The following is a 22,268-nucleotide window of genomic DNA, read 5'->3' as shown; positions in this document are numbered from 1 at the left end:
CTGGTGGTCCTTGAATTTATGGTGTCTTGGGGCCGGACGAACGGTTCTCCGCCCGGCGAAAGGGATCAGGCGTCGACGGACTGCGCCGCGATCTCGGTCTCGAAGGCCCATTCGAGCCAGGGCAGCATCGCCTCGATGTCCGATGTCTCGACCGTGCCGCCGCACCAGATGCGCAACCCGGCAGGTGCGTCGCGGTAGGCCCCGATATCCAGCGCCACCCCTTCGTCCGCGAGACGCTTGGCGACCGCCTTGGCGAAAGCTGCGCCATCCGCGATCCGGTCGTCGCTGAACTTCAGGCAGACCGAGGTGTTGGACCGCGTCGCGGGATTGGTGGCCAGGAAATCGATCCAGTCATGCGTCTCTACAAAGGCGGAAATCGCCGCCGTGTTGGCATCCGCCCGCGCGATCAGCCCGTCGAGCCCGCCCACGGATTTCGCCCAGTCGAGCGCCTGCAGGTAATCCTCGACGCAGAGCATCGACGGTGTGTTGATGGTCTCGCCCTTGAAGATGCCCTCGATCAGCTTGCCGCCCTTGGTCAGGCGGAAGATCTTCGGCATGGGCCAGGCCGGCGTGTAGCTTTCCAGCCGCTCCACGGCGCGCGGGCTGAGGATCAGCATGCCATGCGCCGCCTCGCCGCCCAGAACCTTCTGCCAAGAGAAGGTGGTGACATCGAGCTTGTCCCAGGGCAGGTCGACCGCAAAGGCCGCCGAGGTCGCATCGCAAAGCGTCAGGCCCGCGCGGTCCGCCGGGATCACGTCGCCCGAGGCCACCCGCACGCCCGAGGTGGTGCCGTTCCAGGTGAAGCAGACGTCGCGGTCGTAGTTCAGCGCAGCCATGTCGACGATCTCGCCATAGTCGGCGGTATGTACGGTGTGCGCGATCCTGAGCTGCTTGGCGACGTCCGTCACCCAGCCCGCGCCAAAACTTTCCCAGGCCACCATCTCGGCCGGACGCTCACCCAGCAGCGACCACATCGCCATTTCGAATGCGCCGGTGTCCGAGGCGGGTACGATGCCGATGCGGTAGTCGGCGGGCACGCCGAGGATTTCGCGCGTGGTCTCGATCGCGGCCAGCAGCTTGGCCTTGCCCTCGGCAGCGCGGTGGCTGCGCCCGAGCGGGGCAGAGGCCAGTTTCGCCAGATCATGTGCAGGGGGTTTGGCGCAGGGGCCGGAGGAGAACCGCGGATTGACCGGCCGCGATGCCGGTTTGGTCATAGCCATTGATGCTACCCTTCCAGATAAGCGCCCCTCGTTGGGGAGGGGTGTCCCGCGGACCGCAATAGGGCCGGTCGCCGGCTGGCACAATCGCAAAAAGCGGGCTAGAACGCCGCATCATCGCAATTTCGCGACATCGACGACGCCTATCGGAAACTTCCCCATGTACGTGGCTACCCTGCTCACCGCCCCGGCGGCCCCCTCGCTCGACCCCGCGCTGGTCGACTCTCTGCGCAACGCCTGGGGCGGCGGGGACGCCGTCTGGCTGGCCCCTGACGAAGCGGCGGAATTTCCGCTCGACCGCATGCCGGAAAATCGCTGGGAGGTCTGGGCCGACCTGCAGGGGATGGGCGTGGACCTCGTCGTGCTGCCCGCGCGCGGACGGCGCAAGGCGATGCTGCTGGCCGACATGGACAGCACCATGATCGAGCAGGAATGCATTGACGAGCTGGCCGACGTCGCCGGTGTCGGAGCGCGGGTCAAGGAGATCACCGCCCGGGCAATGAACGGTGAGCTCGACTTCGAAGGCGCGTTGCGCGAACGGGTCGGCCTTCTGGCCGGGCAGGACGCGGGCATCGTCGACAAGGTGCTGGCCGAGCGCATCACCTACATGCCCGGCGGTCGGACCCTCGTGGCGACCATGCGCGCCAACGGTGGCTATGCCGCGCTGGTTTCGGGCGGGTTCACCGCCTTCACCTCCCGTGTCGCCGAGGCGCTGGGCTTCGACGAGAACCGCGCCAACACGCTGGGAACCGAGGACGGCAGGCTGACGGGCATTCCCGTCGAGCCGATCCTCGGACGGCAGGCCAAGGTCGACGCGCTGGAAGAGATCACGGCACGGCTCGGCCTCTCCGAAGCCGAGGTGATCGCCGTCGGCGACGGGGCCAACGATCTCGGGATGCTCAAGCGCGCCGGGACCGGCGTGGCGCTGCACGCAAAGCCCGCGGTGGCCGCGGAATGCGAGGCGCGGATTAACTTCGGTAACCTGACCGCGCTGCTTTACCTCCAGGGCTATGCCCGCGCCGAATTCGTTTCGGGCTGATCCGGCGCCATCACTGCCACCTCTCGAACCGCCGCGATTCGTGCTAGACTGCGCGTCGGAATTGGCACGGGAGGACAAGACATGCCTGATTTCCTATTCGCCTATCACGGCGGCAAGAAACCCGAGACCGAGGAGGAAGGCGCGCAGGTCATGGCCGCTTGGCAAAGCTGGTTCGAGGGCATGGGCGAAGCCGTGGTGAACCCGGGCAATCCGGTCGGCATGTCGAAAACCGTCGATTCCACGGGCGTGCGCGATGACGGCGGCGCGAACCCGGTCTCGGGCTTTACTGTCGTGCGCGCGGAAAACATCGACGGCGCGCTTGAGATGTCGCGCGGCTGCCCGATGGTCGTCGACGGATCGGGTTCGATCGAAGTGGCTGAAATTCTCGAGATGTAGGGCTCAGCGCAGCGCGTCCGCGGCCCGGATCGACCCGACGTCGATGCCGCGACGGTTGCGCAGCGTCGCGTCGAGATACTTGCGCGTCGCCGGGTGCTCGGCGTCGAGTACGCCGAGACGCACGAGGATTGCCGCGATGGCGCATTCCGCCGCCCGCGTCCCGCCATCCAGGATCTTGAGCGCCACGCCCAGCTTCTGCTCGGGCAGGATGGCGACGAAGAACGCCTCGGCCCCGGTCTTGATCGCGACCTTGCCGTCCATCGCGCGCATCAGCTCGGTGCAGGCGCGGCCTTCGCCCGCGACAAGGTCGGGATGCGCGCGCATCGCCTCGTGCAGGCGTGTTTCGGGCGCATCGGCAGGCGCCGCGGCAAAGCGCGCCATCGCCCGGGCCATGCCCTGCAGCGAGCTTGCGTAGTTGGGTGCCGAGCAGCCGTCGATGCCCCAGCCGGGCGAGGTTTCGCCGGTCGCCTCCTCGAATGCCTCGAGACAGGCGGCCTGCACCGGGTGATCGGGGTCGATGTACTCCGGCCCTGCGCCCAGATGCTTGCCGAGCGTGAGGAAACCAGCGTGCTTGCCCGAACAATTGTTGTGGATCTGACAAGGCGATTCATGCGCGCGGATCAGCGCGTCGCGCGCCGGAATGTCGGCGGGTTCCTGCGGGCCGCAGCGCAGATCGCTTTCGCCCAAACCAGCGTCCTTCAGCCACCTGTCGACACGCTGCGTATGGATTTCGGCCCCGTTATGCGAGGCGCAAGCCAATGCGAGATGCTCGTCGGTGAGGCGCGCAGCATCCGCGGCCCCCGAGGTCAACAGCGGCAGCGCCTGGATCATCTTGGACGAACTGCGCGGATACACCACCGCCTGCGGGTCGCCCCAGGCCTCGACGATCTCGCCCGAGGCGTCGCAGATCACCGCGTGACCGGCATGAACCGATTCGAGGAACGGTCCGCGCCAGATTTCCGCCAGGGTCGTCGCCGTGCTCATCATTCCCTCGTGATTGATCGCAAATCCAATGAAACCGGGTCTTTCGCCCGGAGCGCCTTTCGCGTTACTGTGCCTCTTGTCGAGAAGATTGCGGGGCGATGCAAGAGACGGGCCAGAAAGGTCCGCCGGGCGTCGCCGCAGCGCGTTGAGGTCAAGGACAGCTGGAGGCTGCAAAACATGGTACTTTCCAGAACATTCGGAACGGCGTTTGCGGTTCTGGCACTGACGGCCACCGGGTCGTTGGCGCAGGACCAGAGCACCAACCGGGTGGCGGCGCAGACGGACTGGAGCGTGTTCGTCGAGAACAACCCCAAGGAATGCTGGGGCGTGTCGACCCCGAAGGAAACCGTCAACTCCAAGGACGGGCGCGTCGTCGCGGTGAACCGCGGCCAGACCCTGCTGATGGTGTTCTACCGGCCCAGCGCGAACGCAAGCGGTCAGGTCGCCTTTACAGGCGGCTACCCTTTCGCCAGCGGGTCCACGGTCAACGTGAACATCAGCGGCACCGAGTTCGAGCTTTTCACCGAAGGCGAATGGGCCTGGCCCGCAACCCCCGCCGACGACGCCAAGATCATCGCGGCGATGAAGCGCGGCGCGGATGCCGTGGTTTCGGGCCGCTCTGGACGCGGCACCGACACGAAAGACACCTTCTCGCTGCTCGGCTTCACCGCCGCGGTCGAGGATGCCGAGAAGCGCTGCGCCGGGTAACGCTGCGTCACATTGTGATCCCGACAGCCCCGTTCGCGGGGCTGTTTTGTTTTGATTTCGCGCCAAACGCCTATATGGAAGCCGCCTAACACTGGGAAAGGCCCGCGCCATGACCGCCAACGCACCGATCACGCAGGACGTGCACACGATCCCCCGGAAGCTGCCGGACGGGCCGGTGAACCTTGTCGGCCTGACCCGCGACCGGATGCGCGATGTCCTGATCGAGGCCGGAACGCCGGAAAAGCAGGCCAAGATGCGCGTCGGTCAGATCTGGCAGTGGATCTACCAGTGGGGCGTGCGCGACTTCGACGCCATGACCAACCTCGCCAAGCCTTACCGCGCGATGCTGAAAGAGCGTTTCGTGATCGCGGTCCCCGAGGTCGTTTCGAAACTCGTCAGCGAGGACGGCACCCGCAAGTACCTCGTCCGGATCGCCGGCGGGCACGAGGTCGAGATCGTCTACATTCCCGAAGACGGCCGCGGCACCTTGTGCGTGTCGAGCCAGGTCGGCTGCACGCTTACCTGCTCGTTCTGCCACACCGGCACGCAAAAGCTGGTGCGCAACCTGACTGCGGGTGAGATCATCGGCCAGGTCATGGTGGTACGCGACGACCTGGGCGAATGGCCCGAGATCGGCGCGCCCAAGGACGAAACGCGGCTTTTGTCGAACATCGTGCTGATGGGCATGGGCGAGCCGCTCTACAACTTCGAGAACGTCCGCGACGCAATGAAGATCGCGATGGACGCCGAAGGCATCCAGCTCTCGCGCCGCCGGATCACGCTCTCGACCTCGGGTGTGGTGCCCGAGATCGCGCGCACCGCCGAAGAGATCGGCTGCCAGCTTGCGGTCAGCTTCCACGCCACCACCGATGAGACCCGCGACCGGCTGGTGCCGATCAACAAGCGCTGGAACATCGCCGAGCTGCTCGCGGCGCTCAAGGCCTATCCCAAGGCGAGCAACTCCGAGCGGATCACCTTCGAATACGTGATGCTCGACGGGGTGAATGACAGCGACGAGGACGCCCGGCGGCTGGTGGAACTGATCAAGGGCATCCCGGCCAAGATCAACCTGATCCCGTTCAACGAATGGCCCGGCGCGCCGTACAAACGGTCGTCGAACAATCGCATCCGGGCCTTTGCCGACATCATCTACAAGGCCGGCTATGCCACGCCGATCCGCACGCCGCGCGGCGAGGACATCATGGCGGCCTGCGGGCAGCTCAAGTCCGCCACCGAACGGGCGCGCAAGTCGCGCCGGCAGGTCGAGGCGGAGGCGGGGCTGAGCCAAGGCTGATGCGCCGGCGCGACCTTCTCGTGATCGGGTCGGTCGCGGCTGTCGCGGTTGCGATTCCGCCGATCCTGCGCCACTGGCCGAGCGATTTCGACTTCGTGCCGATCAACGGCTTTCCGGGTTTCCGGCTTCTGCAAGGTGGCGCGATGTCCGCGGGACCGGTGGCGCTGATCGGTCTCGACTCCCCACAATCGACGCCAATTGCGGAGGTCTCCGACCCCTGTCTTGCGTTCTTCGGACCGTCCGGATGGACCGAGGGCCAACTGCCGATTGCAGTATTCAGTGACTATTTCTGCTCGGTCTGCGCCGATCTCGAGCGTCGACTGCACGCGCTGGAAGACAGCGGCGCGCCCGTGCGGCTGATCCGGCACGAACTGCCGCTGCTCGGCCCACGATCGCTGCACGCCGCCAGGGTGGCGCTCGCTTCGCGCCAACAGGGAGCTTACGAGGCCGTCAGCCGCGATCTCATGCAGCGCAACCTGTCGCCCGGCGCGGCGGCCGTGCGCGCCCTCGCCGACCGGCACGGCCTCGACCCGGATCGCTTGACGCGGGATGCGGCCTCCGAAGAGGTGAATGACGCTATTGCGGCCGAGCTTGCCCTCGGCCGCGCGCTGGGCATTCCAGGCACGCCTGCGACCTTCGTCGGGCGTACTCTCGTGATTGGAAACATCGAGGATGCGCGGCTCGACGCGCTCATCGAACTGGAACGCGATACCCCGTTCGATACCTGTGCCTGAGCGTCAGCCGCGCAGCTTGCTGACGATCCACAGCAGCAGCACGGAGCCCGCGACCGCGATGATCAGGGCCGACCAGAAGCCGCTGGCTCCGATCCCGAAAAAGCTGCCGATGAACGCCCCGAGATAGGCGCCGATGACGCCGACGATCAGGTTCTTCAGCAACCCGTGGTCGCGCTTCATGATCTTTTCCGCGATCCAGCCGGCCAGAAGTCCGACGATGAGGAAGGCAAACCATCCGATACCCATGACACTCGCTCCTTTTACGTATCAGTCCCTTACCGCTCACAATGCGGTGACGGCGCGTTTGTTCCGGGAACCCGGCAGGCCCCGAGGTGTTCGCCAGTGTTGCAGACGAGGAGGTTTCACCAAATGGCAAAAGGCTATAGCGAAGGCACCAAGGTCGAATGGGATTGGGGCAACGGCACCGGCACCGGCAAGGTGGTCAAGGTCTATACCCAGAAACAGACGCTCAAGATCGACGGCTCGGACGTCACCCGCGACGCGGACGAGGAGTGCCCCGCCTACCGGATCGAGCAGGACGACGGGGACACGGTCCTGAAGTCGCACAGCGAGGTCCGAAAGGCCTGACTGGTCACGACTAGAGGCGCGGGTCCTGCCGGCCCGGGATTTCCGAACGCGGCGGCGCCGGCTCCCACGCGTCGATCAGGTCGACCGCCTCCTGCGCGGTCTCGACGAAGCGGAACAGGTCGAGATCTTCCCGGGAAATCGTGCCGGCCCGCGACAGGGCCTCCCAGTTCAGGATTTCGTTCCAGAACTCCTCGCCGAAAAGCAGCAGCGGGATGCGCTGCATGCGCCCGGTCTGGATCAGGGTCAGGGTTTCGAAAAGTTCGTCCATCGTCCCGAATCCGCCCGGGAAAACGCAGACCGCGCGGGCGCGCATCAAAAAATGCATTTTGCGGATCGCAAAGTAGTGGAAGTTGAAGCACAGCTCGGGCGTGACGAAAGTGTTTGGCGCCTGCTCGTGCGGCAGAACGATGTTGAGCCCGATCGACATGCCGCCCGCATCCGCCGCACCGCGGTTGCCCGCCTCCATGACACCCGGACCGCCGCCCGTCACGATCACGTTCTCGCCCGGCTCTTCGTTGCTCTTGAGCGTCATCAGCCGCGCGAACTCGCGCGCCTCGTCGTAGAACCGCGACAGCGCGGCCAGGTAAGGTGTCTTGGCCTCGTCCTTCTCCGCCGGACGCGGCACCCGCGCACCGCCGAACAGCACAACGGTACTGCGAATGCCATGCGCGTCGAGCTCCATCTCCGGCTTCAAGAGCTCAAGTTGAAGGCGCACCGGCCGCAATTCTTGCCGGCACATGAAATCCTCGTCGAGAAAGGCAAGCCGGTAGGCCGAGGATCGGGTCTGCGGCGTATCGGGCACGCTCCGGCTGGCGGCACGATCGGTTCCGGCGTCGCGCAGGGGATGGCGGGGTTTCGGCATGATACTCTCCGGAATGGCACTGTCGGCCCACAGACTTGGCGGTTGAGCGCAAAGATGCAATGGCCGTCGAATCGATGACCGCGATTGCGCGTCGGGGGTCCGGACGCTATAGCCCCGGCAACCTGACGAAACGTTATTCGGAGTGTCCAAATGTCGAACGCCCAGCTCGAAACCGCAATCGAATCCGCCTGGGAGTCGCGCGACACGATCACGCCGTCAACATCCGGCGAAACCCGCGAGGCGATTGAGGCCACGCTCGACGCGCTCGACAGCGGCAAGCTGCGGGTGGCCGAAAAGCGGGACGGTGGCGACTGGCACGTCAACCAGTGGGCCAAGAAGGCGGTTCTGCTCGGCTTTCGCATCAAGGACATGGAACAACAGCAGGGCGGCCCGCAGGGTGGCGGCTGGTGGGACAAGGTCGACAGCAAGTTCGAGGGCTGGGGCGACAACCAGTGGCGCGCGGCCGGCTTCCGCGCGGTGCCGAACTGCGTCGTGCGCAAGTCGGCCTTCATCGCGCCGGGCGTCGTGCTGATGCCCTCCTTCGTCAACCTCGGGGCCTACGTCGACGAAGGCACGATGGTCGATACCTGGGCCACGGTCGGCTCGTGCGCGCAGATCGGCAAGAACGTGCATCTCTCGGGCGGCGTCGGCATCGGCGGGGTGCTGGAGCCGATGCAGGCAGGTCCCACGATCATCGAGGACAACTGTTTCATCGGCGCGCGGTCCGAGGTGGTCGAAGGGTGCATCGTACGCGAAGGCTCGGTTCTGGGCATGGGCGTGTTCATCGGCAAGTCGACCAAGATCGTGGATCGTGAGACCGGCGCGGTCAGCTATGGCGAGGTCCCGGCAGGTTCGGTCGTGGTGGCGGGTTCGATGCCGTCGAAGAACAATATCAGTCTCTATTGCGCGGTGATCGTGAAGAAGGTGGACGCGCAGACCCGCTCCAAGACGTCGATCAACGAGCTGCTGCGCGACTGATGACGGCCAAGGGTGACGGCAAGAACAAGGTCTCGCGCCAGCAGGTCTATACCCTGCTGGTGCAGGTCGGACGGCGGCCCGGCGACGGGCTGCCCGAGAAGGCCAGCGGCGCAGGGCTGGTGGTCTATGCCTCAGGCGTCGACGAAGCCGAAGCGGTGCGCGAAACCGTTGCCGTGCTGAAACAGGCCGAGATGGCCCCTCTCGACGTGACCGGCTACGGCACGCTTCCCGAGCGCGAAGCGCAGGGGCATGACATCTCGGAAGAAGAGCGCGGCCTGATGCAGCGCGCGCTGGAGGAAAACGCTGTGATCGTCGCCCAGATGGAGCCGTTCTATGGCACCCATCCCGGGATGGATGCAGACTGAGGCGTACCGGATTTTTGCAAAAATCCGGGCCGGAAAATTGCAATTTTCCGGGGCCGCGCGAGGACGTACAGTCGCGCAAAACCGGCAGATACAGGAGATTTCATGCCGACCGATCCCGCCCTGCTGACCGCCGACCTGATCCGATGCGCTTCCGTGACACCCGAGGATGCCGGAGCGCTTGCCGTGATCGAGGAGCGGCTTTCCGAAGCCGGGTTCGCCTGTACGCGCGTCGAGCGCGGCGGCATCTCCAACCTCTTCGCGCGCTGGGGTGATAAAGGCCATCCGAAAAGCTTCGGCTTCAACGGCCATACCGACGTGGTCCCCGTGGGCGACGCGGCGGCCTGGACCCACCCGCCTTTCGCCGCTGAACTCGTAGAGGGCGTTCTTTTCGGGCGCGGCGCCACAGACATGAAGTCCGGCGTGGCGGCCTTCGTCGCGGCGGCGGTCGATTTCGTGACCGAGACGCCTCCCGATGGCGCGGTGATCCTCGCGATCACCGGCGACGAGGAAGGCGACGCCGTGGATGGCACCATCGCCCTTCTCGATCACATGAGCGGGGCCGACGAGCGCATGTCGGTCTGCCTTGTCGGAGAGCCGACCTGCCCCGAGCGCATGGGCGAGATGATCAAGATCGGGCGGCGCGGATCGATGTCGGCCTGGATCCGGGTCGTCGGAAAGCAGGGCCATTCCGCCTACCCGCACCGCGCACTCAACCCGCTGCCTGCGCTCGTGCGTCTGCTCGACCGGCTGTCGAGCCACACGCTTGATGAGGGCACCGAGCATTTCGATGCCTCGACGCTGGCGGTGGTCACCGTGGATACCGGCAACCCCGCGACCAACGTGATCCCGGCCGAGGCGCGCGCCACGCTCAATATCCGCTTCAACGACCTGCACAGCGGCGCCAGCCTGACCGAATGGCTCGAACGGGAAACAGGCTCTATCGAGGCGGAATTCGGCGTTTCGGTCGAGATGACGGTGAAGGTTTCGGGCGAAGCTTTCCTGACCCCGCCGGGGCCGCTCAGCGACCTCGTTACGGCGGCGGTCGAGGCCGAGACGGGGATCGAGCCGGAGCTCTCGACCACGGGCGGCACTTCGGACGCGCGCTTCATCAAGGATCATTGCCCGGTGGTCGAGTTCGGTCTTGTCGGCCGGACCATGCACCAGGTCGACGAATGCGTGCCGGTCGAGCAGATCCACCAGCTCAAGGCGATCTACATCCGGGTCCTGCGCGACTATTTCGCATGAGGCGCACGCTTGTCGTGATGCTCAAGGAACCGCGTCCGGGCCGGGTCAAGACGCGGCTGGGACGCGAGATCGGCATGGTCGATGCGGCCTGGTGGTTCCGGCACCAGACCCGGCGACTGTTGCGCCGGCTGCGTGATCCGCGCTGGGACCTCGTTCTGGCGGTCTCGCCCGACCGAGAGGGATTGAGAAGCCGGGTCTGGCCGCATGACCTTGCCCGGATGCCGCAGGGACGCGGCGACCTCGGGCATCGCATGGCCCGCGCGCTGCGCTCCGCGCAACCAGGCCCGGTCTGTGTGATCGGCGCGGATATTCCCGGAATAGAGCCGAAACACGTCGCGGACGCCTTCGCCGCGCTTGGCGCGCAGGACGCCGTGTTCGGCCCGGCCCCGGACGGAGGATACTGGCTGGTCGGTCTGGCGCGGCGACGTGCCCTGCCGCCGGGGCTTTTCGACAGTGTCCGCTGGTCGACGAAACACGCGCTGGCCGACACACTGGCCACCTTGCCGGGCCACCGCATCGCACGCACAAGGACGTTGCGCGACATCGATAGCGCCGACGATTTGCGCATGACGGCACCGGGGGTGCGTGCTACCTGAGGGGCATGAGCCGCATCCCCTCAAAACCCGAAATCCTCGAATGGATCGAGCATCACCCGACCCTGACGGCCAAGCGCGACATCGCCAAGGCCTTCGGGATCAAGGGGGCTGCGCGCATCGACCTCAAGCGCGTGTTGAAAGAGCTCGAGGACGAGGGGCACCTGGAAAAGCGCAAGCGCCAGTACCAGGATCCCGACCGCCTTCCACCGGTCAGCGTGCTGGTGGTGACCGGGCCGGATCACGATGGCGACCTCTTCGCACGGCCCATCGAGTGGCATGGCGACGGGGTGGAGCCGGTGGTGCTGGTGATCCCGCGCGCCTCGGACCCGGCGCTCGGCGCGGGCGACCGCATCCTCGCGCGGCTCACCGTAACCAAGGGCGGCGACCACAACTACGAGGCGCGGCTGATCCGGCGGATCGGAACTAACCCGCGCCGGGTCATGGGCATCTTCCGCAAAGGCACCGACGGGGGGCGCATCGTGCCCATCGACAAGGGGTCGGACAAGGAATGGACGGTGGCCGCCGGGGCGACGCATGGCGCGAGGGACGGCGAGCTCGTGGAGGCCGAGCAGGCCGGGGCCGCCGGACGGCTTGGGTTGCCCAAGGCGCGCATCGTCGAGCGGCTGGGTGATCCCTCCGCGCCCAAGGCGGTCTCGCTGATCGCGATCCACCAGCACGGCATCCCCGACGATTTTCCGGACGATGTGATCGAGGAGGCGGACCGCAAGAAACCCGTGGGCCTCAAAGGTCGCGAGGACCTGCGCGACCTGCCGCTGATCACCATCGATCCGTCGGATGCGCGCGACCATGACGACGCCTGCTATGCCCATCCCGACGAGGATCCCGACAACGACGGCGGACACGTCATCTGGGTCGCGATCGCGGATGTCGCGGCCTATGTCACGCCCGGCTCGGCGCTCGACCGCGAGGCGCGCAAGCGCGGCAACTCGACCTATTTCCCCGACCGTGTCGTGCCGATGTTGCCCGACCGCCTCTCGGGCGATCTGTGTTCCCTGCACGAAGGCGTGCCGCGCGCCTGCATCGCGGTGCGCATCCGCGTCGACGCGACCGGCGCGAAAATCGGTCACAGCTTTCACCGCGGGCTGATGCGCTCGCCCGCCTCGCTGCACTACGAGGAGGTGCAGGCCGCCATCGATGGCGACCCGAGCGACCGCACCGGGCCCTTGTTAGAGCCTGTTCTGAGGCCGCTCTACGCTGCCTACGGTGCGCTGGTCGAAGCACGCAAACGGCGGCAGCCTCTGGACCTCGACCTGCCGGAACGGCGCATCGAACTGGATGAGGACGGCACCGTGCGTTCGGTCAATTTCAAGGACCGGCTGGATGCGCATCGCCTGATCGAGGAGTTCATGGTGCTGGCCAATGTCTGCGCCGCCGAGACCCTGATCGAGAAGCGTGTGCCGCTGCTCTTCCGGGTGCACGAGGAACCTTCGCCGGAAAAGCTCGAGGCACTGCGCGAGACCGCCGGGGCCGCCGGCTACACGCTGGCCAAGGGGCAGGTGCTGAAGACCGCGCATCTCAACCGCCTGCTCGACGCCGCCGCCGGGACCGACGAGGCGGAACTGATCAACATGAGCACGCTGCGCTCAATGACTCAGGCCTATTACGGGCCGGACAACCTGGGCCATTTCGGGCTGGCGCTGGCGCGCTATGCGCATTTCACCTCGCCGATCCGGCGCTATGCGGACCTGATCGTTCATCGCGCGCTGATCACGGCGCACGGCTGGGGCAAGGACGGGCTGCGGCCCGAGGATCACGACGGCCTCGAACAGACAGGCCAGCACATCTCGGACACCGAGCGGCGTTCGATGGCGGCCGAGCGCGAGACCACCGACCGTTACCTCGCCGCCTACCTGTCGGAACGTGTTGGGGCCGAGTTGACCGGGCGGATCAGCGGGGTCGCGCGCTTCGGGGCTTTCGTGAAGCTCGACGAGACCGGGGCCGACGGGCTGATCCCGATCCGTTCGCTGGGTCGCGAGTTCTTCCATTTCGACCGCGAGACGGCAACGCTCATGGGGGCGGACACCGGGACGATCATCGGCATCGGCCAGCGCGTGACTGTGCGGCTGAGCGAGGTCGTGCCGGTAACGGGGGGCATTGCGCTGGAACTTGTGGCGCTCGACGGCCAGTCGGTGCCGCGCGGCGCACCGGCGACACGCGGCCGCGGACCGAAACGACGCGGCGCGGTGCGGGCCAAGCACAAGACCGACAAGGTCAAGCGCAAGGTCAAACGGACGCGGCGCCGCTAGCCGAAGGCCTGCGTCACGCGGTCGATGTAATTGCAGATCTGGGTATCGGTGGCGACGCGCTGCTGCAGCCGGGTCTCGACCGGCGTCGCGCGCATGCCCGAGAGCATCGCCGCGACCGAGGCATCGGCTGCCGAAGGTCTTGCACCGAAAAGATACGCCCCCTGCCAGAGCCGCGTGGAAATCGCCTGCAGGTCGGGCTCGATCCGCGCCATGCGCTCGGGTTCCGTGAGGCGTCCCGTCCCCTGCGCGCGCACCGCTTTCAGAAGATCCCGCCGGACGATACCGCTGAGAAGGCCGCGAACGGGCCTTGGCACCTCGCTGAAGAACGCCTCGCGGACCTCTGCCCAGACCGCGTCGCTGCCCCATCGGTCCTGCAACAGGTGAAAGTAGAGATGTTCCTCGGCCATGCGGATGAAGGCGCGGGCGTTGGCGCGGTCGACATCCGACAACCCTTCTTCGAAACGCGCGCCGCGGTCTTCGAGAAAAGCGCGGATGGCGTCGCTGTCCGCGACCAGGCGATCCTCGGTGCGGATGACGGGAAGTTTTCCGTGCGGCATCTTGCGCGGGTCGAGCACGTCCTCGCGACGCCAGTCTTCACCGGCAGCATTCAGCAGCCAAGCCGCCTTGGTGCAGAACGGGCTGGCCGAGAACTCGCCGAACGCGGCGGGGTAGGTAAACAGGACGATCATCGGGTGACTCCGATCCCGGGGGCGTGGTCAGGCTAGGCGGTCGTACTGCCAAAATCCGGCAGCACGTGTGCTACAATGGTTTCATGACTCGCACGCATCGCCTCATCCAGATGATGGAGACCCTGCGCCGCCTGCCGGCGCCCGTCACCGCCCAGCAACTGGCCGGAGAGATGGAGATGTCGCTGCGCACGATCTACCGCGACATCGACGCGCTGCGCGGGATGGGCGCGGTGATCGATGGCGAGGCCGGGTTCGGCTACACCCTGGTAGAGGATGCCGCTCTTCCACCGCTGGCCTTCGAGGACGACGAACTCGAGGCGCTGGTGCTCGGCCTGCGTGACGTTGCGGTGATCGGCGACCCGGCGCTCGCCCGCGCGGCGCGCTCGGCGCTGGCCAAGATCAAGGCGCGGGTCCCGCCGCGGCAGGCGCACCGGCTGCAGCACGCGGTGCTCGACGCGCACAGATTCGCGCGGCCGCCGGTGATCCGCATCGACGTGGCGCTGTTGCGGAGTGCGACCTGGGACGAGGTCTCCGTGCGGTTCGACTACGAGGACGGGCAGGGGCGCGCCACCACGCGCGAGGTCGACCCGCTGGGGCTCGTTTATCTCGAGAACACCAACATGCTGATGGCCTGGTGCCACCTGCGGCAGGACTTCCGGGTGTTCCGGCTCGACCGGATGGACGCGCTCGCGCGGACGGGAAACAGCTTCCGGCCGCGTCGGGTGCCGATGCTGCGCGAGCATCTCGAACGCCTGCGCAAGGAGCGCATGGCCTGCGAGGCTTCGGCGGAGCCTCGCGCCGCGGCCGAATGACGCTTTCCCGAGCAAGTGCGCGGGAGTAGGATCGGTGCCAAGCAACAAGATCGAGCGGCAGGCGAGACGATGCGACAGGCAACCCTCGGAACTTCGGGCATTCTATCCGTGCTTGCGGCCTGCGCGGCCGTCGCGGCACCGCCGGGCGGTTCCGCCCGGCCCGAATCACGCCCCCCGGACGGGATCACGGTGGCGACGGCGATTTCGACCCGGCCATCCACGCGGCCCGCGGACGTGAGCGTGCCGCCGGTCCCGGTCGATCCGGCGATCCTCGCTGCACAGGCTGCGTTCGACGCCTGGGTCGCGGGGTTCCGTCCACGCGCCAGAGCCGCGGGTATAAAGGACGCCACCCTCGACGCTGCTTTCGCCGGGGTCACCTACGATCCCGAGGTGATCGCCAAGGATCGCAACCAGACCGAATTTAACCGGACGATCTGGGACTACCTCGACCGGGCGGTGTCGGAAACACGCATCGCAAACGGAAAGGCGGCGCTCGAGCTTCACGCAGCGCTGCTCGACCGGATCGAGGCGCGCTACGGGGTCGAGAAGGAGGTCTTGGTCGCGATCTGGGGCATGGAAAGCGCCTACGGCACCCATCGCGGATCGCTCGACGTGATCCGCAGCCTGGCCACGCTGAGCCACGACGGGCGGCGCGGAAAGTTCTTCGAAGCCCAGCTGATCGCGGCGCTGACGATCCTGCAAAGCGGCGACACCGCGCCGCGCGACATGACCGGCAGCTGGGCCGGGGCGATGGGACACACGCAGTTCATGCCCGGCTCGTATCTCGATCTCGCGGTCGATTTCACCGGTGACGGCCGGCGTGACATCTGGTCGGACGATCCCAGCGACGCGCTGGCCTCGACGGCGGCCTACCTTGCGCATCACGGCTGGACGAAGGGGCAGCCCTGGGGCGTGGAGGTCATGCTGCCGCAGGGGTTCGACTACGCACTGGCCGACCGGAAGCTGAAGAAAGCGCCCTCAGACTGGGCCGCGCTCGGCGTGACGGAAAGATCGGGGCGCGCGGTGCCAGATCACGGTCCGGCGGCGCTGCTTCTGCCTGCCGGCCACGAGGGCGCAGCCTTTCTTGTCTTCGACAACTTCCAAGCCATCGAACGCTACAATGCCGCCGACGCCTACGTGATCTCGGTCGGGCACCTGAGCGACCGGATCGCGGGCGGGGAGGCTTTCGCGGCCGAGTGGCCGCGCGAGGATCGCGCCCTGACCCGGGCCGAGCGCAAGGAGGTGCAGGCGCGGCTCACGGCAGCCAGTTTCGACACCGGCGGGGTCGACGGGATGATCGGGCCGAACACGCTGGCTGCGGTGCGCGCCTTCCAGAAATCGAAGGGGCTGGTGCCGGACGGCTACGCGGGACCGGGGCTACTGGACCGCCTGCGCTGAAGGAAAACGTCCGGGGCTGTGCGCCCCGGACGTGCCTCCGGCGGGGATATTTCTGAACCAGAGAAAGCCCGGTTTCGCCTCAGGCCGGGGACATGCCGCGCAGGCGTTCGGAGCGGCGGCGTAGCAGTTCCACGGTGGTCAGCAGGCAGATCGAGATCACCACGAGGATCGTCGCGACCGCGAGGATCGTCGGGCTGATCTGTTCGCGCAGGCCGATGAACATCTGCCAGGGTAGGGTCTTCTGACCCGCCGAGCCGACGAAGAGCACCACGACCACCTCGTCGAAAGAGGTGATGAAGGCGAAAAGCCCGCCCGAGATCACGCCGGGCAGGATGAGCGGCATCTGCACCCGGAAGAACGTGGTAACCGGGTTGGCCCCCATGTTGGCCGCGGCGCGGGTCAGCGAGTTGTCGAAGCCCACCAGCGTCGCGGTGACGGTGATGATGACGAAAGGAATGCCCAGCGCGGCGTGGGCGAGCACGACGCCGAGGTAGGTGCCCTGCAGGCCGATGCGGCTGTAGAAGAAATACATGCCGGCGGCCGAGATGATCAGCGGAACGATCATCGGCGAGATCAGGATCGCCATGATCGCGCGGCGGAAGGGCACATGCGGCTGGCTGAGGCCGATCGCGGCCAGCGTGCCGAACCCGACCGAAAGCAGGGTCGCCATGGGGGCGATCTTGACCGAGTTGGCCAGCGCCGCCTGCCAGTCGGAGTTGGTGAAGAAGTCGTCGTAATGCTTGAGCGAGTATCCTTCAGGGTCGAAGCGCAGCATCTCGGGGGTGAAGGTGAAGAAATCCTCGGCGTTGAAGCTGAGCGGCATGACCACGAGAATCGGGGTGATCAGGAACACTAGGATCGCGCCGCAGATCACACGGAAGGTGTAGTGCCAGAGGACCTGGCCGGGGGTCAAGTAAGGCACGAGGTGTGCCCGGTAGCGGCCCTCGGCGAGCCAGAAGGTGAACCAGCCGAAGAACCAGCCGAAGGCAGCGCCGATCAGCGCGGCCGAGATGCCGCCCATCAGGAAGCCGGCCAGCGCGAAGACGGCGACAAGGCCCCAGCGCCCGGCGCGTTCGTCCGGAACCAGGTTGACAAGACCCCAGGCCACGACGGCCAGAATGATCGCGCCGGCGAGGATGCCGAGGAACCCGTTGCCCTGCGCCGTGCCGACGAAGAGCCCGGCCAGCGCGCCGAAACCGGCGACGACGGGAATGTAGAAGGAGGCGGGTGTTTTCGTGGCCATGACTTCAGCCTCCCAGTTTCACGTTGTCGATGCCGACGATCCGGTCATAGGCCCAGTAGAGCCCGAGCACGACGATCAGCAGGATCGAACCCAGTGCGGCGGCCAAACCCCAGTTGAGCGAACTCGATATGTGATAGGCGATCCGGTTCGAGATGAACGTGCCTGTGGTGCCGCCGACAAGCTCGGGCGTGATGTAGTAGCCGATGGCGAGGATGAAGACGAGGATCGAGCCGGCGCCGATGCCGGGCACCGACTGCGGGAAGTAGACGCGCCAGAACGCCGTCCAGTTCGTCGCTCCGAGCGATTTCGCGGCGCGCAGGTAGGAGGGCGGGATCGTCTTCATCACCGAGTAGAGCGGCAGGATCATGAAGGGCAGCAGGATATGAGTCATGGCGATGATCGTGCCGGTCTGGTTGTTGATCAGCACCAGCCGGCTGGAATCGTTCACCACGCCGAGCCAGACCAGCGTGTCGTTGATCACCCCTTGCTGCTGCAGCATCACCTTCCAGGCCGAGGTGCGCACCAGGAGCGAGGTCCAGAACGGCAGCAGCACGAGGATCATCAGCAGGTTCGCGGTCCGTGCCTGCAGGTTGGCGAGCAGCCAGGCCACCGGGTAGCCGAGCAGGATGCAGCTGAGCGTGATCGCCATCGACATCACGAAGGTGCGGCCGAAGAGTTTGATGTAGATGCGCTCGTTCTCGGGGCGCGTAGTCGGGCCGTCGAAGGACTTCTTGAGATCGACGGCATTGAGGAAATAGCCGTTGGTGAGCGCCGGGCTGTAGGTGCGCAACGTCTGCCAGGTCTCGGACGAGACCCAGTCGTCGTCGATTTCGCCGAACGCCTCTTTGTAGGCGACGCTTTCGAAATCGGGCACCGCGGCAAGCGCCGTGGAAAGCTGTTCGCCGCCGAAGCCTGTCCAGCCGGAAAGGTCGGGCTGTGCGGCGAGATCGTCGTAAAGCGCGGAATAGACCAGCGCCCAGGGGTCCTCGTCGGCGAGGTTGTCCTCTTCCTCGTCCTGGACGAATTCGGCGAAGACCTCGAAGATCGCGACGGTCTGCGGCAGCGTGTCGGAAACGCCGTCACGCACCTCGAACGAGGGTTGCGCATCGCCGGAGTCCTCGTCCCAGGCGTTCTGCTCGGCCAGCCACTCTTCAGAGCCCAGCAGGGCGTTCCAGTTCTCGGCATGTTTCCAGAAGTCGTCGAGATCCTCGAACTGGTCCTGGTAGACCTCGGCGATGTCCTCGACCTTGCGGCCCGACTGACGGAACAGCGACGAAAGCCCGGTCTGCTCGTAGTTCAGGCGCGAGCCGAGGCGGGTGTGGGTCTTTTGCTCGGCGGCGATGAAGAAGTCGGTGTAGAGCGCCTTGAAGACCGGTTCGCGCGGCACAGCGTCGCCGGACTCGCCCGGATCCTCGTCGCCCAGCGCCGCAACCGTGCGGGGCAGCGTTTCCGAGACGATCTGGTTCTCGACCGAGCGGAAGAGCATGTCGGCGATGGGTGCGATGAACGTGACCAGCACGAAGATCAGCAGCGGCGCGATCAGCGCGAGGGCGCGCAGTTTCTGGCGGCGCAGTGCGCGGTTCAGGCTGGCCTTCAGCGGTGTGCCGTCGGCGGCGAGCATCTTGCCCGAGGCGGATCGGTCGGCGTTGCGCAACGCGTTGTCGGGTGTCGCCCCGGTAACCTGGTCAGGGCCTGTTGCGGCGTCGCTCATGCGTCTGCCTCCTCTTGCGCGCGGGCCCCGGCGGCGATCTCGTCCGCCGTCAGGTCGCGTGTATGGGTGGAAATCCACCACAAGTTTCCTGTCGCATCCTCGACGCCGCCGTCGCGGTCGCCGTAGAAGCGTTCTTCGGGTTCCATGATCGCCTTAGCGCCGGCAGCGAGCGCCTTGCGGTAGGTCGCGTCGACGTCAGGCACATGGACGTAGACAAAGCCGGGACGTTCCATGCCGGGCTGCGCGTCACCGAACATGATCGTGCTGTCTCCGATCCTGAGTTCAGCGTTCCAGAGTGCGCCGTTCTTGCGGAACAATGGCGCGCTGGTCTCGGTCGCGCCGAAGACGTGCTTGGCGAAGTTCACCGCGCGCATGGCGTCCGGCACGACGATGAAGGTCGAGGCCTGAGCGCGTCCGGGCGCCATCCACGACGGGCGGTCCGTCATTCGCTGCCCTCCACCACGATGATCGTGCTCTCCGCCGTTCGGCGGCGAATCTCGGCGACCCTCTGGTAGTCGGGGTCGTTGTAGGCGGCGAGCGCCTGGTCATAGGACGGGAACTCGACCACGATGTGGCGCTCGAGCGCGTCACCCTCGAGAATCTCCGCACGCCCGCCACGGACGATGAACCGTCCACCATGGCCCAACAGGATCGGCGTGTCCTTCTCGACGTATTCGCGATAGGCCTCGGGATCCTTCACGGTGATGTGGCCGATGATGTAGCCCTTGGGCATCTGGCGGTCCTTCCGGGGGGGGTCCGGGGCCCGCGCGGGGCCCCGGATGGTCCTGTCAGCGGCGGCTTATTGAGCCAGCCACGCCTGGAACTTGGCGTCGATGTCGTCGCGGTAGTCAGCCCAGAACTCGTAGTTGTAGAGGAATGTGTTCTTGGCGTTCTCCGGATCGGTCGGCATGTGCGGCGCCATGTCGATGCCGAGATCGGCATGCTGTCCGACCATCGGAGCCGACGACAGACGTGCCGGGCCGTAGCTGATGTACTTGGCCTGGTCTGCCAGACGCTGGGTGTCGGTGGCGAAGTAGATGAAGTCCAGCGCCCGGGCGAGACGGTCTTCCGGCAGACCTTCGGGGATGATCCAGCCGTCAAGGTCGAAGACCTGCGCGTCCCAGAGCATCGCGACCGGCTGGTCCTGCTCTTCGATGACCGAGAACAGGCGGCCGTTGTAGGTCGAACCCATCACGACCTCGCCGTCGGCGAGAAGCTGCGGCGTGTCGGCACCGGCCGACCACCAGATTACGTCGTCCTTGATCGTGGCGAGCTTGTCGAGCGCCTGCTGCTGGCCTTCTTCTGTGGCGAGCACGTCGTAGACTTCTTCCTTGGCCACGCCGTCGCAGATCAGAGCCCATTCCATGTTGTTGATCGGACGCTTCTCGAGGCTGCGCTTGCCGGGGAAGGCTTCGGTGTCGAAGACATCGCAGACCGAGGTCGGCGGCGTGTCACCCACCATGTCGGTGCGGTAGCCGAAGGTCGTGGAATAGACGATCTGCGGGATGAAGCAGTCGCTGACCAGAAGGTCGCCGAAGTCGTCCTCGGCCGAGGTGCCGTCGGGCGCCGCCGCGAGGTGCTCCTCGGGGTCGATCTCCATCGCGAGCCCTTCGTCACACAGGCGGATGGCGTCGGAAGCGACCACGTCCACCACGTCCCAGGTGATGTTGCCGGCTTCGTTCATGGCGCGCAGCTTGGCCACGGCCTCGTTCGAGCTTTCGTCCCAGACGATTTCGACGTCGGGGTGCATTTCCTTGTAGGGGTCGGCATAGGCCTTGACCTGGCTGTTCTGGTAGGCGCCGCCCCAGCTGACCAGGGTCATGGAATTCGCCATGTCCTGTGCGTGGGCAAGCCCGGCAGCGACCGACAGGGCGCTGGAAGCCAGAAGCGTTGTGGTGAGTTTCATGTACAGTTCTCCCGTTTATGTTCCCTCTGGGGATCACGAGCCGGCGTCGAGGGGTTGAGCACCGGCCTGACTTTGCGTCGCACCCCGCGTCACGGGATCGCGACAGGTCTCGCGGACGCTCAGGCGTCCAGGGCGCGGCAATCCTCGGGCAGCCAGCCGATCTCGATCTGCTGCCCGGGCTCCATGCGCACCTGGTCCGGCGCGTTCCGTGTCTTGACGATGAAGTCGTCCTTGCCGGCGACCCGCAGGCGGGTGCGGAAGATGTCGCCCATGTAGATGAATTCCTGCACCTCCGCTTTCAGCGTGTGGGCATCCTCGCGCAGGCGCGCCGGGTTGGTCTCGACACGCTCGGGACGGATCGAGACGCGCGTGCGTTCGCCGGCCTTGCTGACGTTGATCGGTTTGCAGTCGATCAGCTCGCCGTCGTCTAGCTGGACCAGCGCCTTGTCGCCCTTGATCTCCTTCACGGTGCCTTCAAGCGTGTTGTTCTCGCCGATGAACTGGGCGACGAAGCTGTTTTCGGGCTCTTCGTACAGCTTGTCGGGTGGCGCGAGCTGCTGGATGCGCCCGTCGTTGAAGACCGCGACCCGGTCCGACATGGTCAGCGCCTCGGTCTGGTCATGGGTGACGTAGACCACGGTGATGCCTAGCTGGTGAGCAAGGTGGGTGATCTCGAACTGCAGGCTTTCGCGCAGCTGTTTGTCGAGCGCGCCAAGCGGTTCGTCCATCAGGACCAGTTCCGGCTCGAACACGAGCGCCCGCGCCAGTGCCACGCGCTGCTGCTGGCCGCCCGAAAGCTGCGCCGGACGCCGACCGCCGAACTCGGACATCTGAACCCGGTCGAGCGAGACCTTGATCTTCTCCTCGCGCTCGGATTTCGACATCTTGCGCACCTCGAGTGGGAACGAGAGGTTCTCGGCCACGGTCATGTGCGGGAACAGCGCGTAGTTCTGGAACACCATCCCGATGCCGCGCTTGTGCGGCGGGATGTTGTTGATCGACTTGCCCCCGAGCCGGATGTCGCCGTGGGTCGCTGTCTCGAACCCGGCAAGCATCATCAGGCAGGTGGTCTTTCCCGATCCCGACGGCCCGAGCATCGTGAGAAACTCGCCCTTGGGCATGTCGAGGTTGAGATCCTTGACGACGAGAGTCTCGCCGTCATAGCTCTTTTGGACGCGGTCAAATTCGACAAACGCGCCATTCCTAGCAGTATCGGCCAATACATGGCTCCCCGTA

The 22,268-nt window shown here is 66.2% G+C and carries 24 protein-coding genes; 13 read left to right on the top strand and 11 right to left on the bottom strand.

The window, feature by feature from the left end; genetic code table 11:
• Positions 1-65 precede the first annotated feature (65 nt).
• Positions 66-1,220: a phosphoserine transaminase gene (locus R5H30_RS09215; RefSeq protein WP_318327961.1), complete on the bottom strand. Its 1,155-nt coding sequence runs from the start codon at positions 1,218-1,220 to the stop codon at positions 66-68.
• A gap of 157 nt (positions 1,221-1,377) precedes the next feature.
• Here R5H30_RS09215 and serB point away from each other — a divergent pair, with 157 nt between their 5' ends.
• A complete protein-coding gene (gene serB, locus R5H30_RS09210) occupies positions 1,378-2,256 on the top strand; it encodes a phosphoserine phosphatase SerB (RefSeq protein WP_318327960.1) in 879 nt (292 codons plus the stop codon).
• 81 nt (positions 2,257-2,337) lie between these two features.
• The gene (locus tag R5H30_RS09205) at positions 2,338-2,652 is read left to right on the top strand and encodes a YciI family protein (protein ID WP_318327959.1); all 315 of its coding nucleotides are present in this window, start codon (positions 2,338-2,340) and stop codon (positions 2,650-2,652) included.
• 3 nt (positions 2,653-2,655) lie between these two features.
• On the opposite strand, the gene R5H30_RS09200 is transcribed toward R5H30_RS09205, so the two are convergent.
• Complete coding sequence (locus R5H30_RS09200) at positions 2,656-3,639, bottom strand: asparaginase (protein ID WP_412105123.1); 984 nt, start codon at positions 3,637-3,639, stop codon at positions 2,656-2,658.
• Positions 3,640-3,813: 174 nt separating this feature from the next.
• Here R5H30_RS09200 and R5H30_RS09195 point away from each other — a divergent pair, with 174 nt between their 5' ends.
• From R5H30_RS09195 to R5H30_RS09185, 3 genes are all read left to right on the top strand, one after another.
• Positions 3,814-4,344: an invasion associated locus B family protein gene (locus tag R5H30_RS09195; RefSeq protein ID WP_318327957.1), complete on the top strand. Its 531-nt coding sequence runs from the start codon at positions 3,814-3,816 to the stop codon at positions 4,342-4,344.
• Positions 4,345-4,453: 109 nt separating this feature from the next.
• A complete protein-coding gene (rlmN, locus tag R5H30_RS09190; protein ID WP_318327956.1) occupies positions 4,454-5,638 on the top strand; it encodes a dual-specificity RNA methyltransferase RlmN in 1,185 nt (394 codons plus the stop codon).
• The gene (locus tag R5H30_RS09185) at positions 5,638-6,372 is read left to right on the top strand and encodes a DsbA family protein (protein WP_318327955.1); all 735 of its coding nucleotides are present in this window, start codon (positions 5,638-5,640) and stop codon (positions 6,370-6,372) included. The genes rlmN and R5H30_RS09185 overlap by 1 nt, the downstream gene beginning before the upstream one ends.
• A gap of 3 nt (positions 6,373-6,375) precedes the next feature.
• Here R5H30_RS09185 and R5H30_RS09180 read toward each other — a convergent pair whose 3' ends face one another.
• Positions 6,376-6,618, bottom strand: coding sequence for a GlsB/YeaQ/YmgE family stress response membrane protein (locus R5H30_RS09180; protein ID WP_318327954.1), 243 nt, complete (start codon positions 6,616-6,618; stop codon positions 6,376-6,378).
• Positions 6,619-6,741: 123 nt separating this feature from the next.
• Here R5H30_RS09180 and R5H30_RS09175 point away from each other — a divergent pair, with 123 nt between their 5' ends.
• Complete coding sequence (locus R5H30_RS09175) at positions 6,742-6,960, top strand: hypervirulence associated TUDOR domain-containing protein (protein WP_318327952.1); 219 nt, start codon at positions 6,742-6,744, stop codon at positions 6,958-6,960.
• A 10-nt stretch (positions 6,961-6,970) separates the two neighbouring features.
• Here the strand turns inward: R5H30_RS09175 and R5H30_RS09170 are convergent, their stop codons facing one another.
• The gene (locus tag R5H30_RS09170) at positions 6,971-7,822 is read right to left on the bottom strand and encodes an LOG family protein (protein ID WP_318327951.1); all 852 of its coding nucleotides are present in this window, start codon (positions 7,820-7,822) and stop codon (positions 6,971-6,973) included.
• Positions 7,823-7,972: 150 nt separating this feature from the next.
• Between R5H30_RS09170 and dapD the strand changes: the two genes are divergently transcribed.
• From dapD to rnr, 5 genes are all read left to right on the top strand, one after another.
• Positions 7,973-8,800, top strand: a complete 828-nt coding sequence (gene dapD / locus R5H30_RS09165) for a 2,3,4,5-tetrahydropyridine-2,6-dicarboxylate N-succinyltransferase (RefSeq protein ID WP_318327950.1) — start codon at positions 7,973-7,975, stop codon at positions 8,798-8,800.
• A complete protein-coding gene (locus tag R5H30_RS09160) occupies positions 8,800-9,165 on the top strand; it encodes a DUF8846 family protein (protein ID WP_318327949.1) in 366 nt (121 codons plus the stop codon). Before dapD ends, R5H30_RS09160 begins: the two co-directional genes overlap by 1 nt.
• Before the next feature lie 102 nt (positions 9,166-9,267).
• Positions 9,268-10,410 carry a succinyl-diaminopimelate desuccinylase gene (gene dapE / locus R5H30_RS09155; RefSeq protein WP_318327948.1) on the top strand — a complete coding sequence of 381 codons (1,143 nt, stop codon included), beginning with the start codon at positions 9,268-9,270 and terminating at the stop codon, positions 10,408-10,410.
• Positions 10,407-11,006 (top strand): TIGR04282 family arsenosugar biosynthesis glycosyltransferase, encoded by a 600-nt coding sequence (locus R5H30_RS09150; protein WP_318327947.1) that lies wholly within the window; start codon positions 10,407-10,409, stop codon positions 11,004-11,006. The genes dapE and R5H30_RS09150 overlap by 4 nt, the downstream gene beginning before the upstream one ends.
• Positions 11,007-11,011: 5 nt before the next feature.
• On the top strand, positions 11,012-13,273 hold the full coding sequence (rnr, locus tag R5H30_RS09145; RefSeq protein ID WP_318327946.1) for a ribonuclease R: 2,262 nt from the start codon (positions 11,012-11,014) through the stop codon (positions 13,271-13,273).
• Here rnr and R5H30_RS09140 read toward each other — a convergent pair.
• Positions 13,270-13,962, bottom strand: a complete 693-nt coding sequence (locus tag R5H30_RS09140) for a glutathione S-transferase family protein (RefSeq protein ID WP_318327945.1) — start codon at positions 13,960-13,962, stop codon at positions 13,270-13,272. The genes rnr and R5H30_RS09140 overlap by 4 nt on opposite strands.
• 83 nt (positions 13,963-14,045) lie before the next feature.
• Between R5H30_RS09140 and R5H30_RS09135 the strand changes: the two genes are divergently transcribed.
• Together R5H30_RS09135 and R5H30_RS09130 are read left to right on the top strand one after the other, a co-directional pair.
• Positions 14,046-14,774 carry a helix-turn-helix transcriptional regulator gene (locus tag R5H30_RS09135; RefSeq protein ID WP_318327944.1) on the top strand — a complete coding sequence of 243 codons (729 nt, stop codon included), beginning with the start codon at positions 14,046-14,048 and terminating at the stop codon, positions 14,772-14,774.
• A 69-nt stretch (positions 14,775-14,843) separates the two neighbouring features.
• On the top strand, positions 14,844-16,172 hold the full coding sequence (locus R5H30_RS09130; protein WP_318327943.1) for a lytic murein transglycosylase: 1,329 nt from the start codon (positions 14,844-14,846) through the stop codon (positions 16,170-16,172).
• Between the two features lie 79 nt (positions 16,173-16,251).
• On the opposite strand, the gene R5H30_RS09125 is transcribed toward R5H30_RS09130, so the two are convergent.
• The 6 genes from R5H30_RS09125 to R5H30_RS09100 all read right to left on the bottom strand — a co-directional run bounded on the left by R5H30_RS09125 (position 16,252) and on the right by R5H30_RS09100 (position 22,252).
• Positions 16,252-17,415, bottom strand: coding sequence for an ABC transporter permease (locus R5H30_RS09125; RefSeq protein WP_318327942.1), 1,164 nt, complete (start codon positions 17,413-17,415; stop codon positions 16,252-16,254).
• Between the two features lie 4 nt (positions 17,416-17,419).
• Positions 17,420-19,126: an ABC transporter permease gene (locus R5H30_RS09120; protein ID WP_318327941.1), complete on the bottom strand. Its 1,707-nt coding sequence runs from the start codon at positions 19,124-19,126 to the stop codon at positions 17,420-17,422.
• The gene (locus tag R5H30_RS09115) at positions 19,123-19,572 is read right to left on the bottom strand and encodes a VOC family protein (protein WP_318327939.1); all 450 of its coding nucleotides are present in this window, start codon (positions 19,570-19,572) and stop codon (positions 19,123-19,125) included. The genes R5H30_RS09120 and R5H30_RS09115 overlap by 4 nt, the downstream gene beginning before the upstream one ends.
• Positions 19,569-19,859 carry a DUF1330 domain-containing protein gene (locus R5H30_RS09110; RefSeq protein WP_318327938.1) on the bottom strand — a complete coding sequence of 97 codons (291 nt, stop codon included), beginning with the start codon at positions 19,857-19,859 and terminating at the stop codon, positions 19,569-19,571. The genes R5H30_RS09115 and R5H30_RS09110 overlap by 4 nt, the downstream gene beginning before the upstream one ends.
• 66 nt (positions 19,860-19,925) lie before the next feature.
• Complete coding sequence (locus tag R5H30_RS09105; RefSeq protein ID WP_318327937.1) at positions 19,926-21,032, bottom strand: extracellular solute-binding protein; 1,107 nt, start codon at positions 21,030-21,032, stop codon at positions 19,926-19,928.
• 119 nt (positions 21,033-21,151) lie between these two features.
• Positions 21,152-22,252, bottom strand: a complete 1,101-nt coding sequence (locus tag R5H30_RS09100; RefSeq protein WP_318327935.1) for an ABC transporter ATP-binding protein — start codon at positions 22,250-22,252, stop codon at positions 21,152-21,154.
• Positions 22,253-22,268: the final 16 nt, after the last annotated feature.

It is taken from the genome of Roseobacter sp. FCG-D35 (genome assembly GCF_033436665.1).
Classification (GTDB): Bacteria; Pseudomonadota; Alphaproteobacteria; order Rhodobacterales; family Rhodobacteraceae; genus JAWQFO01.
This window is presented reverse-complemented; position numbering and strand designations above follow the sequence as displayed.

Excerpts from the sequence above, each read along its gene's own strand:
- R5H30_RS09180 (WP_318327954.1), bottom strand. The coding sequence starts at position 6,618 with ATGGGTATCGGATGGTTTGCCTTCCTCATCGTCGGACTTCTGGCCGGC.
- R5H30_RS09130 (WP_318327943.1), top strand. The coding sequence starts at position 14,844 with ATGCGACAGGCAACCCTCGGAACTTCGGGCATTCTATCCGTGCTTGCG.
- serB (WP_318327960.1), top strand. The coding sequence starts at position 1,378 with ATGTACGTGGCTACCCTGCTCACCGCCCCGGCGGCCCCCTCGCTCGAC.
- R5H30_RS09140 (WP_318327945.1), bottom strand. The coding sequence starts at position 13,962 with ATGATCGTCCTGTTTACCTACCCCGCCGCGTTCGGCGAGTTCTCGGCC.
- R5H30_RS09185 (WP_318327955.1), top strand. The coding sequence starts at position 5,638 with ATGCGCCGGCGCGACCTTCTCGTGATCGGGTCGGTCGCGGCTGTCGCG.
- dapD (WP_318327950.1), top strand. The coding sequence starts at position 7,973 with ATGTCGAACGCCCAGCTCGAAACCGCAATCGAATCCGCCTGGGAGTCG.
- R5H30_RS09120 (WP_318327941.1), bottom strand. The coding sequence starts at position 19,126 with ATGAGCGACGCCGCAACAGGCCCTGACCAGGTTACCGGGGCGACACCC.
- rnr (WP_318327946.1), top strand. The coding sequence starts at position 11,012 with ATGAGCCGCATCCCCTCAAAACCCGAAATCCTCGAATGGATCGAGCAT.
- dapE (WP_318327948.1), top strand. The coding sequence starts at position 9,268 with ATGCCGACCGATCCCGCCCTGCTGACCGCCGACCTGATCCGATGCGCT.
- R5H30_RS09135 (WP_318327944.1), top strand. The coding sequence starts at position 14,046 with ATGACTCGCACGCATCGCCTCATCCAGATGATGGAGACCCTGCGCCGC.
- rlmN (WP_318327956.1), top strand. The coding sequence starts at position 4,454 with ATGACCGCCAACGCACCGATCACGCAGGACGTGCACACGATCCCCCGG.
- R5H30_RS09110 (WP_318327938.1), bottom strand. The coding sequence starts at position 19,859 with ATGCCCAAGGGCTACATCATCGGCCACATCACCGTGAAGGATCCCGAG.
- R5H30_RS09160 (WP_318327949.1), top strand. The coding sequence starts at position 8,800 with ATGACGGCCAAGGGTGACGGCAAGAACAAGGTCTCGCGCCAGCAGGTC.
- R5H30_RS09125 (WP_318327942.1), bottom strand. The coding sequence starts at position 17,415 with ATGGCCACGAAAACACCCGCCTCCTTCTACATTCCCGTCGTCGCCGGT.
- R5H30_RS09215 (WP_318327961.1), bottom strand. The coding sequence starts at position 1,220 with ATGGCTATGACCAAACCGGCATCGCGGCCGGTCAATCCGCGGTTCTCC.
- R5H30_RS09170 (WP_318327951.1), bottom strand. The coding sequence starts at position 7,822 with ATGCCGAAACCCCGCCATCCCCTGCGCGACGCCGGAACCGATCGTGCC.
- R5H30_RS09150 (WP_318327947.1), top strand. The coding sequence starts at position 10,407 with ATGAGGCGCACGCTTGTCGTGATGCTCAAGGAACCGCGTCCGGGCCGG.
- R5H30_RS09200 (WP_412105123.1), bottom strand. The coding sequence starts at position 3,639 with ATGATGAGCACGGCGACGACCCTGGCGGAAATCTGGCGCGGACCGTTC.
- R5H30_RS09115 (WP_318327939.1), bottom strand. The coding sequence starts at position 19,572 with ATGACGGACCGCCCGTCGTGGATGGCGCCCGGACGCGCTCAGGCCTCG.
- R5H30_RS09195 (WP_318327957.1), top strand. The coding sequence starts at position 3,814 with ATGGTACTTTCCAGAACATTCGGAACGGCGTTTGCGGTTCTGGCACTG.
- R5H30_RS09205 (WP_318327959.1), top strand. The coding sequence starts at position 2,338 with ATGCCTGATTTCCTATTCGCCTATCACGGCGGCAAGAAACCCGAGACC.
- R5H30_RS09175 (WP_318327952.1), top strand. The coding sequence starts at position 6,742 with ATGGCAAAAGGCTATAGCGAAGGCACCAAGGTCGAATGGGATTGGGGC.
- R5H30_RS09105 (WP_318327937.1), bottom strand. The coding sequence starts at position 21,032 with ATGAAACTCACCACAACGCTTCTGGCTTCCAGCGCCCTGTCGGTCGCT.